Here is a 15,937-nt window from a genome sequence, read left to right on the forward strand (position 1 = left end):
CTATTTTCTCTATAAAATGGATTAGCTCACTCAAAAATTAACTCTAATTAGCGAAAAAAATCCATAACCTTGATAGGTTATGGATACACTATTCTATATAATTTCATGTATTTCAAATGTTTTCTTAGTGTTATCTGAATTGAGAGGATAAAATCTTATTAATGAGTATTTAAGGTTCTACTATAATCGCTTCAGAAGACATTTTTTCTAGTAAATCTCCATCGTCATTAATATCTAAAGAAGCTATTTTTCCATCTTCAAACTCAGCTCGACCAGTTGCAACAACGTTCTTCGTCTCGTCTTCATCTGTAGTATATTCTAGTGTTACTTTGAAAGAATATCTGTTAGGATTCTCTTTATCTTTAGTCACTTCAACATTTTTGACAATTATTTGGTATCCTGCACCATCTGCATACAATGAATAACTTGAAGGAATTGAAGTTTGGATAGTAAATTTTTCATACCCATATTCTGTAAAATAATCTTCATATGTATCTTTTAAAAGTGTATCCAGATCGTTTTCAGATTTCAAAACAGCTGATTCCGTTACTTCCTCACCCGATTGTACTTTATCTATAGGGCCTAATATTGCATTTACTAGTTGTTCATTTGGAGCCGTTAAAGCTTCTTTTAAAACAGTTTTAATAGATTGAACATTTGAATCCTCTTCAGATTTTGAGGAACAAGCTCCTACAGTAGTTAAAATAATGAGTAAGCAACAAATAAATAAGCTCTTTTTTTTCATTTTTTCACTCTCCTTTAATATTAAATTACTTATAAAATAGTATACATTATTTAATGTTGAAAAATGTGAACATAAAAAGATAAACCTGTTTTAATAATATTCTATATACATGATTCTATGTAATTTCATGTATCTAAACAAGTACAAATATATTTGTACTTGTTATTCTTAGGTAACACTTTTTATTATCTACTCGTTATTAACTATAACAAGTAGTAGGTGATCATCATGCCATCAGAAAACAGCCACGTACTAATCAATAGCACTATTCAGGTCCTTGTTGAAGAAATAAAAGAGTGTCTAGAAACGAAATTTCTAATTCAGGATACTCAACAAGATATTATTGAAAATGCAATTATTGCCCTAAGATCTCAATAAATTAACTTTATATAAAGAAGAGAGGAACACTTAAATTGAGAACTCCTTTTGCCCTTTAGATTATTTGATAATAGAGAAAAATTCACTTTTTGATTTCTGGCGTTTTAATTAACAAATCTTTTGGTTGGTGGTAAAATCACTTCAAGGAGTGATAGAGATGACAACTATACAAGTAGAACTATTAGATCGTGTTCAAGAACGTTTTGAAGAAACTTTGGACAAAATGACGGTAGAAGAGGCCAATAAAATGCCACATCCTTTACTTAAATCAGTAACTTGGCTCTTTTGGCATACTGCTCGTGAAATTGATATGCAGATTTCTGATCTAAAAGGCGAAGAAGCAATGTATACAAGTAATGGGTGGAATAAACGTTTTGATTTGCCACTCCCAGATGATACGCTCGAATACAAACATACATCAGAGGAAGCTGAAAAAGTCACCGTTTCTGACAAAAATCTCTTAAGTGATTATTTAGATGTCAGTATCAAATTAGCAAAGGATTATCTAGATAATTTAAATGAAGATACTTTAGATAAAATTGTTGATGAAAATTGGTCGCCACCAGTAACTCATCAAGCTCGACTTATTTCTATTATTGATGATGCCGTTATGCATTCAGGACAAGCCATTTATACACGTCGTTTGGTGATTAATGAATAATAGAAAGTGCGATTAATTAACTTTCTCGCTTAATTACAGCTTATTCGTTGTGTATTTAGTTGCGGTAGATCAGAAGGCCTATTCGTTGCATGGCTCTTTAGCTCAATGTAATAAATTGAAAAATAAAAAAATGAGACTTCGTGTTATTTTTAGAGAAGTACAAGGTAAATTTGAAGTGATCCAAGTTGTTGTTATTAGAAAAAGAGATAAAGAAACCGTCTATAAAATCGCTGAAAATCGTACAAATTAACTAAACAAAAGCTCTAACACTATAATGAAAAGTGTTAGAGCTCTTGTTTTACAATACATGACTTTATCAAATTTCATGTATTGTTTATTTTTATTGTTAAAAATTTTAATTCTTCATAAAATAAATCATTTGCAGATAATTCATTGTAGTTGATAGAATAACTATGTTTTAAAGGGGCATTTTCAAAACCATTTAAACAAAATAATATTTCAACATAATTGGCATTACTATTATCAAAATGATTTTTTATATATCCCAAAAGCTCCTCTAGAGCTTTTTTATTTCTTTTACTTATTTTTTTGTCATCTTTCTCCGGTAAATTTAAATCTATGGAAGCTACTTGATACTTTTCAGAAGAAAAATATTTGCTAAAGTTTAAAACTTTTTGTTCATCTGTATCATAGTTGTTTTCAAAGAAAAAAGATTCCATAGAAATTAATGAAGGATAAAATGTAGTTTGAAAAACTTTTAAACCTTTATCTCCAATAGGTCCATCTGGTAATAACGCATCGCTGGATAAATATATGTATGAAGACATCTAAATCCTCCCTTCTTCATAAACAAATAAGCCTGGCATTATACTCAATACAAGGTTATATGTAATTTCATGTATCTTTTATACGTATTCACTTTTTATCCTTACTTAATTTATTAAACAATCTCGAATAAAGGTACCAATTAAAACAAATTCCAAAAAATAATAAAACACCAGGGATCCATAATAAGCTACCGTCACGTTTGGCATATGCAGCATATAAAAATCCAAGTACAATTAACAACACAATCGAAACCAAATGAACGAGTATTTTCATTGTTTTCATATCAATTTTCCCCTGTCCTTATTTAAAATAATTTTAAAAGGTAATTAATCAAGAAGGCAAAAGTAGTTCCATAAATGAGCCATTTTCTATTAATCCAATTTTTTTTAATTCTTTCTAACAGTTTAGTTAACATTGAATTGTCTCCTAACGAGTTGTTATCAAATAGTATACCATTTCTCATTATATTCTATATCAACATATCATTTTAATTTACATAAAATGAAAATACAAAAAAATCTATTTTAAAGATTCTGTATACACTATTATAAGCAATTTCATGTATTTACATAAAATTAAACGCACTACAGTGTATTTACATCTGCATTACAATAGCTCATAATTAAAGTTAATAATGCGGCGATTTAAGTGGAAAAAAAACAAAAAAAAGCGGTCGTACAAGTTCGTATTGACGAAACCTTTAAACGTCAGGCTTTAGCCGTTTTAAATAACCTAAGTATGGACACGAGCAACGCTATTAAAGTCTTTTTCAGACAAGTAATTGCAGAAAATGGTCTACCATTTCAACCAAAACAAGCAAAATTCAATACCGAAACTCTTGCAGCAATTAAGGAATCGGACGAAATGGTCAAAAATGGAACCGGAAAAAGCTACACTTCTGTTGACGATCTTTTTAAAGATGCTTTAGGAGATTTGTTGGTATGTTAGAAATGAAGCAGAAAGCTAAATTCAAAAAAGACCTGAAACGACTAAAGAAACGAAATGCTCATCTTAAAAAACTCAAAACGGTTATGCAAATGATCGTTGAAGAAGTACCCTTACCGGAAGAAGAATACCGTGCTCATATTTTAGAGCCGACAAAAGATTATCTCGATTGTTGGGATTGTCATATTTCTGGACGAAATAGCGATTGGCGATTAATCTATAAATTTTACCCTTCTCAAAAGCTTGTCTCTTTTATCCGAACGGGGACGCATTCGGATGTTTTTTAGTTTTTATCTGCGCAATAAAAAGGGAAACAGCCGCTTGATTTTAGCAGCTGTTTCCCTTTTTGTATAAGCCTTTAATTTAATTAGTTTATGGATACACGATTCTATCTAATTTCATGTATTAAAAATAACAACAAAATAAATTTTACAATATTGCGCCGATTGTAAAATTAAGCTAGACAAACTAAAGAAGACAGGTAGTGATCATGAATGGCCTACACACATCTTACCAATGATTAGCTTGTGATGATAGAATCTTATTACCACCAAAAGATTTCAGTTGCCCAAATAGCCACTTTTTTAAACCGAGCGCGAACACCCATTTACACCGTCATTAATTTTTTTAAAGAAGGCCATACGACAATTGAATATTACCAACAATACAAGGAGAATAAAAGGCATTGTGGCGTCAAAGAATCGTTCTTCCAAAGAAACAACAGTCCTACATCAAAGAGAAAGTCACTCAGGGTTGGACTCCTGACGTTACTATTGGTCGGGCAGAAGAGTCTATTCAGTGCTCTTTTCCGCCAATTCAAAGAAAAAATTTTTGATGAAACTACACTCGCCAATAGCCCTTTCGAGAATTAGACACCTCCCAAGCTTCTTCTTCCTCTATGCCATACTTTCTTAACATGCAAAAGCTAGTCCGTCTCAATTCACCCTTATACAAGGTTTCTGTTCATCAGTGCGAGTGTTTGCGTCCGACTTCCTTCAGATTCCACTTCACAATGGACACTCTTGTCATTCACTAACAGTTCCTACTGCAAAGTCTATAGTGGACTTTCACCACCGAGTTATCACCCATGCCGGGCGCACTAAAAAGAGAATAGATTCAATTAAGCATCTACCCTCTTCAAAAGAAGCTATTCTTATATATTTTATGACAGATAAGTTACTATAAAATCAGCTATTAGATCAGCATGTCTACATACATTTCCTAACAGACTAGCCTCTCTTTTTTATGGAACAAATACGATTTCACCTGTATCCAGCAGACAAAGATAGGTTTCAGTGACTTTTTTATCTAAAATTGATTCCAATGCAGAGCGGTATAGATTCATTTGTCCTTTATACTTCTCTATCATATTTTGCCCAGCTTGCGGCCCATAATGACTAACTCGATCTGTTTTATAATCAAATAATACGATATGATCGTCCAATTCGATGAAGCCATCAATAATTCCGTGAATCAAAATTTTATCTTCAGCGTCACCATTCATATCGGTAAAGATTTTTTCAGCTTCCAGCAAAAGTGAAAAAGGTTCTTCACGATGGACAGCTTTTGCATCATTTAAAATCATTTTTCCTAGTGGTGTAGTAAAAAACTGAACCAGCTGTCCTACTTTGATTTTTGAAGCAACTTCTTCTTTTAGAACCCCATCCTTGATCAGGGTTGCAATTAAATCCTGAATCGATTCTTCAGTAGGCAGCCGTTTCAAGTCAACGGCTTGCATGACTGAGTGAGTGGCCGTTCCTATCTCGGCACTGGAAGGAGCGGTCAATTCGGCCATAAATAAAGGACGTTCTAAGGTTTCTTCAACATACCGATTTCGATTTCTTGGTTGATTAACATCAATTTTTACCATTTGATCACTTTCGGGCTCTTCAAATAAGCGTTTAATCTCAGAAACAGATTGATAACTCGTTGTATGAGAAGCACCTTCATGTTCATAGGTATAATTCATCAAGGCTAACGCTTTTTGAACCGTTTGCTTTGTTGGTTCATCTGTCGTTGCTTGTTCTTTTAGTTGATCTAACTTTTCTAACCAGTTTTCGTCTAAATTCGTATTTTTTGAAACCAGTTGTTCTTGGATGGCACTTTCATCGTAAAAGTGGATGGTAAAATGAGCCGGGTGGTTTGTGATTTCACCATTGCGAGCAGTGAAAGGAGTAAACTCATTTTTGCTTGCTGGGTGACGAATCAGGGCTAATCCAATCCATTTCATTAGACTGCCAGATGTGAACCGGATATCAGCTGGCAAAACAGTTGGTGCATGGGAACTGACAACGCCCCATTCTTTCCAAGCAGCTTCTTCATCTTTATAGGAACCCACTAAAAATAATTTTTCTTCTGCCCGAGTTAAAGCGACGTATAGCTTCCGCATTTCCTCCGATAATAATTTCGTTTTCTTTTCTACTTTTAAGGCCGTTTCTGGTAAAGACGGGTACCGGATGCGCCGCTCCAAATCTTTATAGTCCGTACCGACACCATATTTTTCATTAAAAATATAACTTTTCTTGATATCTTGCAAATTAAATTTCTTCGTTAAATCAAGGACAAATACAACCGGAAACTCCAGTCCTTTGCTAGCATGGATCGTCATGACGCGAACCGCATCTTCATCCTCCGATATGGCTGTAGGTTCTGCCAAATCTTTGTCCTTTTCTTGCATTTTTTCAATAAAGCGCACAAATTGGAATAACCCTTTAAAACTCGTTTTTTCATAACTAGCTGCCCGCTCATATAAAGCGTGCAGGTTAGCTTTGCGTTGTTTTCCCGAACTCATGCCTCCGACATAGTCTAAAAACCCTGTATCGTCATAAATCGTCCAGATAAGCGCGACTAAATGGTCGCGACGAGCAATTTCACGCCATTTATTTAAGCGACTCATAAAACCAGCGATTTTATTGTAAGCATTTGAAATAAACCGACTAGCTTTTTCTGTACCAGGATAAGTCTGATAAAATGTTTTTAGCGCTTCGTAATAATCCCCCGTTTTTTGGCTGATCCTGATCGCAGCCAATTCATTTTCATCTAACCCAACAAGCGGTGAGCGTAAGACCGCTGCTAAAGGAATATCTTGATAAGGATTATCAATAACCTTTAATAGCGACATCATGATCGTGATCTCCGTCGTTTGAAAATAATTCTGCGTATCATTTACTTGAAGTGGGATCGCTAGCCGCTTAAATATTTCCATTAAAATCAAATTATTCTTTTTTGTCGGCGTCAATAAAACGATATCTTTGTAACTGATCGGTCGAGTTGTTTTGGAACGTTTGTCATAGATTGGAAATTGGGTAGCAATCAATTCTTGGATTTTTTGTCCGACCATCAATAATTCGCCTTCTGTTTTATCCTCGATACGAATATCCCATTTGATCGATTCGGTCTCTTCTTCCTCATCTTCACTGTCGCTGGTTCCTTTTTCATAAATCAACAATTCAGGCTGATGCTTTTGCAGTTCTGGAAAACCGGTAAATCCTTGTACTAATCGAGCGGCTTCATCATAATCCATTTGTCCGACGGCTTTATCCATTAATTGTTCAAAAATCAAATTAGTGAACTGCAAGACTTCCCCTCTAGAACGGAAATTCTCAGCTAATATAATCCGCTCACCAGATTGATGGTGTTCATATTTTTCATATTTTTCTAAAAATAATCCTGGATCCGCTAAACGAAAAGAATAAATCGATTGTTTAACGTCCCCTACCATGAACAAGTTTCCCTGATCCGCTTGGTCCTGTGCTAACCAGCGTAAAATATTTTCTTGCAGTTGGTTGATGTCTTGGTATTCATCGACCATGACTTCTTTAAATTTATTGCGGTAGTGCGTAGCTGCCTCCGTTTGGACCCATTCTTCATCTTGGATCCGGGCTAAGATCTGCAGCGTCAAATGTTCTAAATCATTAAAATCCAATACATTGCGGTCATCTTTACGTTGGCGGTAGGCATCGGTAAACAACTGCGTGACCCGTGCCATTTCTTCTACCAGCGGCGCTGCATTTAACATAAGATCAATTTGTTCTTGCGGTGAAGCAGAAAAATAATCAGTGGCTAATTCTTTAAAGCGCTTCTTATATTCATCTCTTAACTGTTTCATTTCTTCAGCTGTTTCTTTTATCGCTTCATCCGTATCTTTTTTGACCGACTTCCAACGAGCAAATTCAACTACTTTGCAGCAATTGTACGCTTCTTGATAGTTGTTTTCTTTGATATGGGCTTGGATTTCTTGTAAAGCTACCCATTCACTACGCACCATCTCAGTTTGTTTTTGCAATTCATCGCTGCCTTCTCCTTGTTGAACAGCCACTTGAGAAAGCTCGACCAGACTGTCTAATACGGATAGTATTTGCGGTTTTAACAATTTTTGGAATAAAACACCCTTCGTTAGATCTTTGTCTTCAACGTGGTATAAATAAGACAATTGTTCCAACCATACAGCTGGTCTAGGATTGGCTCTTGAAAATTCATATAAGGAAAAAATCAAATCTGTTAAACCAGCATCGCTTCGATCATTGGAATAAGAGGCGGTCAGCGTTTTAAAAAACGTGTCTTCTTCGCCGTATAACGCTTCGCGTACTTCTTCCCAGACGCTATCCTTTAATAAAAGAATCTCGGTTTCATCTGTCAATAAACGGAAAATCGGGTCTAAATCGATCAAGTAATAATACCGGCGAATGACCTGAAGACAGAAAGCATGCAGCGTACTGATGGACGCTTGGTTGATCAATGTGACTTGTCTGGTAAGGTGTTGTTTTAAAGCTAGTTCACTTTCAGACGTGACCGCTTCTTGGATTGCAACTTGGATCCGAGCTTTCATCTCTTTAGCTGCTGCTTCCGTATACGTCACGATCAGCATTTCATCCACATTTGTGCCTGCTTTTATTTTTTCGATCACCCGTTGGACGAGAACGGTCGTTTTACCTGAACCAGCTGAAGCAGAAACCAATATGTTGTGCCCTGACTCATAGATCGCCTGCCATTGTCCATCGGTATACTGACTATTTTCAGGTTTTAGCGGAAGTGGGTTCATCATTCTTCATCTTCCTCCTCTTCTTGCATTTTCTTAAGAATATCTTCTCTTTTTAATGATTCCATCCGGCGGTAATTATTTTCAGGCAACATCGCGTCGAACTGAGAAACCGCACGCAACGGTCCATTAACGGTTGGAATAAACTGTCTTTTTTCATAAAAAGGATTTAGCGTTGTGACACCTTCGACGATTTTATTGCCGGCATCAATGATCAATTTTTTATTGTGCTGACGCAAAGCGGTCATTTCGTTTAACGTAACGAATTTAGTGGATTTTAAAGCTTCACTTTTTAATTGATTAAACGGATAAACCAGTGAAGCCATTGTCGGTTCGATCGTTGGATCAAGGGATAACAGCATTTTTTCGTCTTCAAGCAACAAGCCATCCATTTTATACGACTTCAGTAATTCTTTGATATACGTATCCTCATCTAAAAACGTTCCTTTTTTCATAAACGGATTGGATACGTGCAGGTAAAACGCACCAGCGGGTTTGGCTTCATGGCCGATCAAGCCAACCGCATTTTGAAGCGCCGTATCCAAGTAGGTAATCATCTGCATCGCTAGTCCATAATAAGCATCCTGGTAATTAAATTTATGGGCACTTGACTTGTAATCTACTACACTTAAATAATGCTCATCCCCAAGTGACATAGCATCCACTCGGTCGATCTTGCCCCGCAAGTAGAGAGTACCGCCATTATTCAGTGGAAAGGATAATCCTTCAATGCCTTTTTGAAGCGCCACTTGACCAAATAAAACTTCAGTCTGAACGTTCTTCATATTTGTGCGTCGGCTTTGATTGCCGATGACCCACACCATTTTTTTGATGGTCTGGCCTAATTGATCACGAATGTATTTCATTCGATTAGAGGCACTTAAGATAGAAAATTTCGCCTTACCATAAAGTTCAGTCAACACTTCTGCCGTAAGTTGTTCAAGAGTCTCTTCATTTAGTTGATCAAAACTCAGATTTTTTTGAATAATCGTTTTAAATAACTGATCCAGCGCGTCATGAAAAAATTCTCCCGTACCTGCTGGTGACAGTTCAAAAACATCTCGTTCTTTTAGTTTCAACCCATAAGTCAAGAAATGACTATAATGATCCGCATAAAAAGCTTCTAATCGAGAAACGGATAAATACAAGTCTTTGCCATACAGATCCGTCGCAATCGAACTTTTTAAAGGCATTGGCAGATTCTTTTTAACTAAACTAACAAGCAAATGATTAAAATCACGGGCGACTTGTTTATCGCGTTTAAAGAACATATATAGATTTTGCCAAAAGACAGCAAGTTGTCCTTTTTGATCTTGTTCTTTGCGCAAAACCATTAGAAGCTGGCTAATGGTACTTTTTTTTGTGCCAATAAACTGCAATAATTCTTTTTCAGATGGGTTTTCTAAGGATGTAATCTCCATTAATTTTGTTTGAATAGGCAGCTGGAATGCTTTTGCTATCCGATCCACGTAAGGCGATAATTTTGGGCCATTTTTTGTTTCATCGCTTGTCGGGTAACTAAAAATCAGTTTTTCAGAAGAATCCAAGAAAGCTTGATACGCAATAAATGGTTCGGAAGCCATAACCGCTTCAACAGCTGGATTTAAATACTGCGTGTCGTCTAAGAAATAGGAAAAGAAATCGCGGTCTTCTTCCGTCAAAATACTTTTATTTTCTGTTTTAGCCGGCAAATGAGCATCTGTAACGCCCAGCATGAACGTGACTTTCGCTGTTCCGATGCGGGTTCCTGCAATTCCTGAAAAGGTCACTTGATCAATACTTGGTGGGACCATGCTGTAAGTGGCATTATCAAAGCCGGTCATTAAAATAGCATAAAAGCTATCCAAATCAAACGGTTCATCTCCCAGTACCTCTACATACTCATCTAACAGTTGCAAAAAGGTTTGCCAGGTTTGTTCATGTTTACGCGCTTTTTCAAGATCATTGTCTTCAATAGCTTGATCGCGCCAAAAACCAATTTGGTCTTTAACGCCAACATTTTCCATAAATAAATAGAGTTCTTTAGCAGCCTCTCTACTTGTTTTGGCTTTTTCTAAGCGTTTGAAAAATGGTAGCAATAAGCCTGAGAGATCTGTTTTGATCGAATTGGCAATTTGTTCAATACGCTGATCATTATCTGACTGAAACTCCCCATCTTCATAAAAATAACGTGTATAGTGCCAAGCTTCTGTTTTTGTCCAGTGATACCCTTCGTATCCATAAGCTAGCACTACATTCTCCGTGGTGTCTACCCGTTCCCTGAATGCCTGTGTACGCTGGATATGCTGACTCACACGTTGTGCGCGTTCTTTTGCAAGCGGCTCTAACTCATCTGTTATAGGGATCACTAGTTCTGTCCTAAGCAACCGCATCACGTCTGCGTAGCGCCAATTGCGTTTATAAATACTCACTAACGCGTCTATCACCTCAATGAGCGGATGTTGATTCATCACTTCTGCGCTATCAACGAATAACTCAATGGCCTGATTGGTAAATAAAGGTTCTATAATGGCTAAATAATCATCCATATTGCGCGTTAAGACTAAAATATCTTTATACCGGTAATGGCCAGAAGCAACCAGTTTACGAATCTCTTTCGCAACATGTGTGATTTCTGCTTGTTTATTTTCTGCTGCCCATACCTCAATGCAATTTCCCACTGTATCGGAATCCGCTAAAGGAGCATGAATGGCTGGAGTGAGCTGACTTGTCTCTACCCAAAATTCTTCCAGTTGATTTAATTCCTCGCAATAAGCTGCATCTATTTCGTGAATGATCTTGTCTTTATAAACAGGCACATTATTTTGGCGAGCCAATTGATACAATTTGTAGTACGTTGTACCCGATGTTTGAAACAAATTATGCATTTCTGGTTTTTCAACGGCATAGCCTTTATCTGCGGTCAATGCAATCGTCACTTTTTTAGCGACTTTCATCAACGCCAGAATAAGAGCTTGTTCTTGAGCCGTAAATTGATAGTAGCTTTCAATGTAAATCGTCGTTTCGGATAAATCGATTTCTCCTACTTTTTGGATCAATGCGGACACGATATCTTCAGACTCGATATATTTATTCAGCAAAGCTGTATCAAACGCTTGATAAATCATAGACAAATCTTGCAACTTCAATTTGAAATCGGCTTCTTTAGGTGAATTTCCTAAATTAAGGATCATTTGATCTAAATCAACTTGTGAGATCCGTCCGCTGCGCAATTCTAAAAACAAATCAGTCATTTGCTGAACAAAACCATCTTTTCTAACTTCCCCACGGTAAATGGTCAAATCTTCTTCATGTTCAATCAATAATTTACGAATAAGCATCGATAATCCGGTCGTTGTCAACTGCGGTTTAGCATAAATATCCGTATCTTTTAACCAATACCAAGCCAAGCGCGTAAAACTGAATACTTGTAAATGCATCATGCCCATTAGTGGTTTCTTTTTAAAATAAGGATAGTCACTTAATTTTTCTAACATCGTCATCTCAGCTTGAAATTTAATATGGTCTGGCACTAAATAAAAAATAGACTCTTCAGTATTGTTGGTCAAACTTTCGGCTATCTCATCAAGCAATACGGAACGTTTGTCACGATTCGCACGGCCTAAAACAAATTGCAATCCCATAGTGTTTCACACGTCCTCTCATTCAACTTCCTTCTGTCTTATTTTAACATACGCAAAAAATAAGACCTATACGAAATAAAAATCGTATAAGTCTTTTTAGTTTATTTTAGCTTTATAATTTTTGGTGTAGCTAAATCAATGAATGAAATGACTCATCTAAAAATTCTAGCGGAATAGGGTTGCTTGTAGCCGTGCATTGGATTCAATGCGAATAACAGTCCGTTAACGCTTCAGCGATTACGGACTGTTGAGGCTTGAAAACCTTAAGACTATGGTTTTCAGGCTTCAGGTGGTCCTCATGGCTTCACAAACAAACCCGTACATTCCAGAAGAATTTTCATCTTGAAGCAGCCACACTATTTGATCTAAGACCTTTATTTTCATACATTTATAAAAAATAGACAACTAAAAAAATGGCAACTGCCGTTCCTAAAGTATAGATTACTTTGAAAGAGGCTTTGGTCGTTTTATGGCGAAACAACTGCATACTTAAGATGCCGCCAAATCCACCACCAACAAGACCTAAACCTAAAAGCGTCTTTTCAGGGATCCGCCATTGTCTCTTGATAGCCTTTTGTTTATCGATGCGCATCAGCAAGAACAGAAGAACATTGCACAACAAAAGGTAACCGACTACAAAAATCATTCTCTACACTCCTTTTACAGCATTTAGGCGCGCGATTTCGACAATAACAGCAGTCGCTTTTTCCATACTTTCAACTGCAACAAATTCATAACGGCCATGAAAGTTTTCTCCACCAGCAAAGATATTCGGTGTTGGAAGACCCATAAAGGAAATTTTAGACCCATCTGTTCCGCCACGAATCGGTTCAATGATGGGTTTAATAGCAAGATTTTTCATTGCTTCTTCAGCGATATCGACTACGGTCATATTTTTTTCAATGATTTCGCCCATATTGTAGTAAGAATCATTTAAGTCAATAGTGATTCGTTCGCTTCCATAACCTTCGTTTAATTTGGCCGCTTGTTCCAGCATAAAGGCTTTACGCGCTTCAAATTTAACGCGGTCATGGTCTCGAATAATATACGTTAATGTTGCTTCATCAACTTCACCAGTGATTCCCACCAAGTGATAAAATCCTTCACGACCTTCTGTTTTTTCTGGCACTTCCTCTTGAGGCAGTAAAGCATCAAAAGTCATACCGATTTTCGCAGCATTTACCATCGTATTTTTAGCTGTACCTGGATGAACATTTTTTCCTTGGATCTTAACGACAGCTGCTGCAGCATTAAAACTTTCGAATTCTAATTCGCCAACTGGACCGCCATCCATAGTGTAAGCAAAGGTTGCATTAAATCCTGGGACATCAAATCGGTCGGCTCCGATACCGATTTCTTCATCTGGACCAAAACCAACACGAATATCGCCGTGTTCAATCGATTGATCATGAAGCAATATTTCCATTGCCGTCATAATTTCAGCAATCCCAGCTTTATCGTCCGCTCCTAATAAAGTTGTTCCATCGGTCGTGATCAATGTTTGGCCAATATAATTTTTTAAATTAGGAAACTCGTTAGGATCTAAAACAATTTGTTGTTCTTCGTTTAAAACAATTGTTTCTCCATTGTACTGCTCGTGGAATTGCGGGTTTACATTTTTTGCATTAAAGTCAGCCGTATCTAAATGAGCAATAAAACCAACAGTTGGAACTTCTTTTTTGGTATTGCTTGGCAAAGTGGCCGTCACATAGCCATTGTCTTTATTGTAAGCAATGTCGCTTAGTCCAATCGTTTTTAATTCTTCCATCAACGTCTTAGCAAATTCAACTTGGTTTTGCGTTGAAGGAATCGTTGAACTGTTCTCATCAGATCGGGTTTCTGTTTTCACATAACGAATAAAGCGTGGCACAAGATTTTCATACATAAAAGATACCTTCCTTCCAAAACTGTTTTTAGATAAATCTATAAGGATCCGTATTTAACTCCGACTGAATGATGTCAAAATCCCAGTCAGCTTCTGTTTTCCATTGTGTAAACAAGTCGACCAACCGTGGTTTACAAATACTTTCGACGTGATGACCTGGATCAATCACGCTTAGTCCATCAGCTAACATATCATGGGCCGTATGGTAATAGACATCACCAGTGATAAAAACATCTGCTTCTTTTTTAAGCGCATCCGGGTAATATTTCCCTGCATCTCCGCCACATACTGCTACACGTTGGATCAGTTTATCTTTATCAGGCGTAACATAACGCAACCCTGCTACTCCAAAAATAGCCTTCACTTTTTGAGCAAAGTCATGAACCGAAATGGGTTCCGCTAAGTTCCCTACTCTTCCTAAACCATATTCATCACCAAAATTTTCAATGGTATATAAATCATATGGCGGTTCTTCATATGGATGAGCCTCAAACAAAGCTTTTTCAATCGTTTGAGTCAAGTGTTCCGGAAAAACGACTTCAATTCGAACTTCAGCTACACGTTCAGCTTGGTCAACTTCTCCAATCGTAGGATCAGCCTGATTGATTGGTGTAAACCGGCTTACACCTTCAAACGTATACGTACAATCTTTATAATTGGGGCCTATTTGGCCTGCTCCCGCATCCGTTAACGCTTTTCGAACCTCTGATTCATTTTCTTTAGGAACAAATACCGCAATTTTTTTATAGGAGAATCTTTTTGTTACATGCATAATTTCGGTGTCTTTTAATGCTAATGCATCCGCTAACCAAGTATTCATACCATTGGTCGCTACATCAAGATTCGTATGAGCTGCATAAACGGTAATATCATACTTCAATAAATCAGCGTACATCTTGATTTGTGCATCGTCTGTAGCTAAGTTTTTGATGGGACGAAAAATAGGTGGATGATGAGCAAAGATAAAATCAACTTGTCGTTCGATCGCTTCTTGCACGACTTCAGGTCGGATATCTAACGTGACCATCATTTTTTTAATCGGTTTCTTTAAGCTTCCTACTGCTAACCCAACCGGATCCCCCGCTTCGGCCAATTCTATTGGAGCAAATGATTCAAATTTTTGGATAAACTCACTTCCATATGTCTCAGTCATTTCAGCACCCCTTCTATTTCTTGGATTTCTGCTTGGAATTTTTCACTTTTAGCTGTTTGAGCTGTACTTGATTTTGATAAACTAGCAAGAATGCGTTGATTTTTTTCAAGTTCTTTTTGCCACTTCTTTTTAAAAATAGCAGAGTTTTCATCTTTCAAATGAAAACCAAATGTTAATTGAGTTGCGGTGGCTGTTGGTTTCTTTGCCGGATCTTTCACCGCGACCATCAATTCATAGATTTTGTCATTTTCTTCAATCAGTTCTTCAGCCGTAACGGTGTAACTATGAGCGACTAACCATTCGCGCAAGGTCCTTTCGCCTATGTTCGGCTGCAGAATCAACCGCTCTTTGCCAGTTAGATGGCCTTTTTCAAGCCCACTATCTAAAATAGCCGTAATCAATAAACCGCCCATGCCACATATTGTAATAGCCGTTATTTCATCTTCTGGAGCAATCACTTCTAAGCCATTGCCTAAACGAACACTAATTTTTTTTGTTAACCCTAAGCGCTTCACTTGGCTCTGTGCCGCTTGAAATGGACCCTCAACAACTTCTCCCGCTATTGCAAAAGCAACTTTTTCCTCACTTGCTAAAGCGCAAGGCAAATAAGCGTGGTCAGAACCGATATCTGCTAAACGATCACCCGGTTCAACATAAGACGCAGCTCTGCTTAAACGGAGCGATAATTGACTTTCATCCATACTTATCACTTCTTTCTTT

At 36.9% G+C, this 15,937-nt stretch carries 13 protein-coding genes and 1 pseudogene; 5 read left to right on the forward strand and 9 right to left on the reverse strand.

Annotation, left to right across the window (positions count from 1 at the left end):
* Nucleotides 1-169: 169 nt before the first annotated feature.
* Nucleotides 170-745 carry a hypothetical protein gene (locus BP17_RS06525; RefSeq protein WP_035052754.1) on the reverse strand — a complete coding sequence of 192 codons (576 nt, stop codon included), beginning with the start codon at nt 743-745 and terminating at the stop codon, nt 170-172.
* Between the two features lie 535 nt (nt 746-1,280).
* Between BP17_RS06525 and BP17_RS06530 the strand changes: the two genes are divergently transcribed.
* Both BP17_RS06530 and BP17_RS13380 read left to right on the forward strand, forming a co-directional pair.
* Nucleotides 1,281-1,784 carry a DinB family protein gene (locus BP17_RS06530; RefSeq protein WP_084676310.1) on the forward strand — a complete coding sequence of 168 codons (504 nt, stop codon included), beginning with the start codon at nt 1,281-1,283 and terminating at the stop codon, nt 1,782-1,784.
* Nucleotides 1,785-1,869: 85 nt separating this feature from the next.
* A complete protein-coding gene (locus tag BP17_RS13380) occupies nt 1,870-2,034 on the forward strand; it encodes a hypothetical protein (RefSeq protein WP_198022517.1) in 165 nt (54 codons plus the stop codon).
* 73 nt (nt 2,035-2,107) lie between these two features.
* On the opposite strand, the gene BP17_RS06540 is transcribed toward BP17_RS13380, so the two are convergent.
* On the reverse strand, nt 2,108-2,572 hold the full coding sequence (locus BP17_RS06540) for a hypothetical protein (protein WP_035052756.1): 465 nt from the start codon (nt 2,570-2,572) through the stop codon (nt 2,108-2,110).
* An 88-nt stretch (nt 2,573-2,660) separates the two neighbouring features.
* Nucleotides 2,661-2,855, reverse strand: coding sequence for a hypothetical protein (locus BP17_RS06545; RefSeq protein WP_035052758.1), 195 nt, complete (start codon nt 2,853-2,855; stop codon nt 2,661-2,663).
* A gap of 366 nt (nt 2,856-3,221) precedes the next feature.
* Between BP17_RS06545 and BP17_RS06550 the strand changes: the two genes are divergently transcribed.
* The 3 genes and pseudogenes from BP17_RS06550 to BP17_RS06560 form a co-directional block, all read left to right on the forward strand.
* A complete protein-coding gene (locus BP17_RS06550; protein ID WP_035052760.1) occupies nt 3,222-3,521 on the forward strand; it encodes a type II toxin-antitoxin system RelB/DinJ family antitoxin in 300 nt (99 codons plus the stop codon).
* Entirely contained in the window at nt 3,515-3,805 is a 291-nt protein-coding gene (locus BP17_RS06555) for a type II toxin-antitoxin system mRNA interferase toxin, RelE/StbE family (protein ID WP_035052763.1), read from the forward strand. The genes BP17_RS06550 and BP17_RS06555 overlap by 7 nt, the downstream gene beginning before the upstream one ends.
* A 243-nt stretch (nt 3,806-4,048) precedes the next feature.
* Nucleotides 4,049-4,366 (forward strand): annotated as a pseudogene (locus tag BP17_RS06560) (IS30 family transposase); the annotation flags it as partial.
* 395 nt (nt 4,367-4,761) lie between these two features.
* On the opposite strand, the gene addA reads toward BP17_RS06560, so the two are convergent.
* The 6 genes from addA to BP17_RS06590 all read right to left on the reverse strand — a co-directional run bounded on the left by addA (nt 4,762) and on the right by BP17_RS06590 (nt 15,918).
* Nucleotides 4,762-8,562: a helicase-exonuclease AddAB subunit AddA gene (gene addA / locus BP17_RS06565; protein ID WP_198022518.1), complete on the reverse strand. Its 3,801-nt coding sequence runs from the start codon at nt 8,560-8,562 to the stop codon at nt 4,762-4,764.
* Nucleotides 8,559-12,179, reverse strand: coding sequence for a PD-(D/E)XK nuclease family protein (locus tag BP17_RS06570; protein WP_035052765.1), 3,621 nt, complete (start codon nt 12,177-12,179; stop codon nt 8,559-8,561). Before BP17_RS06570 ends, addA begins: the two co-directional genes overlap by 4 nt.
* 388 nt (nt 12,180-12,567) lie before the next feature.
* Nucleotides 12,568-12,825, reverse strand: coding sequence for a DUF1294 domain-containing protein (locus tag BP17_RS06575; RefSeq protein ID WP_035052768.1), 258 nt, complete (start codon nt 12,823-12,825; stop codon nt 12,568-12,570).
* 3 nt (nt 12,826-12,828) lie between these two features.
* Complete coding sequence (gene pepT / locus BP17_RS06580; protein WP_035052771.1) at nt 12,829-14,064, reverse strand: peptidase T; 1,236 nt, start codon at nt 14,062-14,064, stop codon at nt 12,829-12,831.
* 28 nt (nt 14,065-14,092) lie between these two features.
* On the reverse strand, nt 14,093-15,217 hold the full coding sequence (locus BP17_RS06585; protein WP_035052774.1) for a Nif3-like dinuclear metal center hexameric protein: 1,125 nt from the start codon (nt 15,215-15,217) through the stop codon (nt 14,093-14,095).
* Nucleotides 15,214-15,918, reverse strand: coding sequence for a tRNA (adenine(22)-N(1))-methyltransferase (locus BP17_RS06590; RefSeq protein ID WP_035052776.1), 705 nt, complete (start codon nt 15,916-15,918; stop codon nt 15,214-15,216). The genes BP17_RS06585 and BP17_RS06590 overlap by 4 nt, the downstream gene beginning before the upstream one ends.
* Nucleotides 15,919-15,937: the final 19 nt, after the last annotated feature.

Origin of the sequence: Carnobacterium pleistocenium FTR1 (assembly GCF_000744285.1) — a bacterium.
GTDB lineage: Bacteria > Bacillota > Bacilli > Lactobacillales > Carnobacteriaceae > Carnobacterium_B > Carnobacterium_B pleistocenium.

Coding starts and splice junctions, on each gene's coding strand:
- BP17_RS06525 (WP_035052754.1), bottom strand. CDS start 745: ATGAAAAAAAAGAGCTTATTTATTTGTTGCTTACTCATTATTTTAACT.
- BP17_RS06540 (WP_035052756.1), bottom strand. CDS start 2,572: ATGTCTTCATACATATATTTATCCAGCGATGCGTTATTACCAGATGGA.
- BP17_RS06530 (WP_084676310.1), top strand. CDS start 1,281: ATGACAACTATACAAGTAGAACTATTAGATCGTGTTCAAGAACGTTTT.
- BP17_RS06570 (WP_035052765.1), bottom strand. CDS start 12,179: ATGGGATTGCAATTTGTTTTAGGCCGTGCGAATCGTGACAAACGTTCC.
- BP17_RS06575 (WP_035052768.1), bottom strand. CDS start 12,825: ATGATTTTTGTAGTCGGTTACCTTTTGTTGTGCAATGTTCTTCTGTTC.
- BP17_RS06545 (WP_035052758.1), bottom strand. CDS start 2,855: ATGAAAACAATGAAAATACTCGTTCATTTGGTTTCGATTGTGTTGTTA.
- BP17_RS06555 (WP_035052763.1), top strand. CDS start 3,515: ATGTTAGAAATGAAGCAGAAAGCTAAATTCAAAAAAGACCTGAAACGA.
- addA (WP_198022518.1), bottom strand. CDS start 8,562: ATGATGAACCCACTTCCGCTAAAACCTGAAAATAGTCAGTATACCGAT.
- BP17_RS06585 (WP_035052774.1), bottom strand. CDS start 15,217: ATGACTGAGACATATGGAAGTGAGTTTATCCAAAAATTTGAATCATTT.
- BP17_RS06590 (WP_035052776.1), bottom strand. CDS start 15,918: ATGGATGAAAGTCAATTATCGCTCCGTTTAAGCAGAGCTGCGTCTTAT.
- pepT (WP_035052771.1), bottom strand. CDS start 14,064: ATGTATGAAAATCTTGTGCCACGCTTTATTCGTTATGTGAAAACAGAA.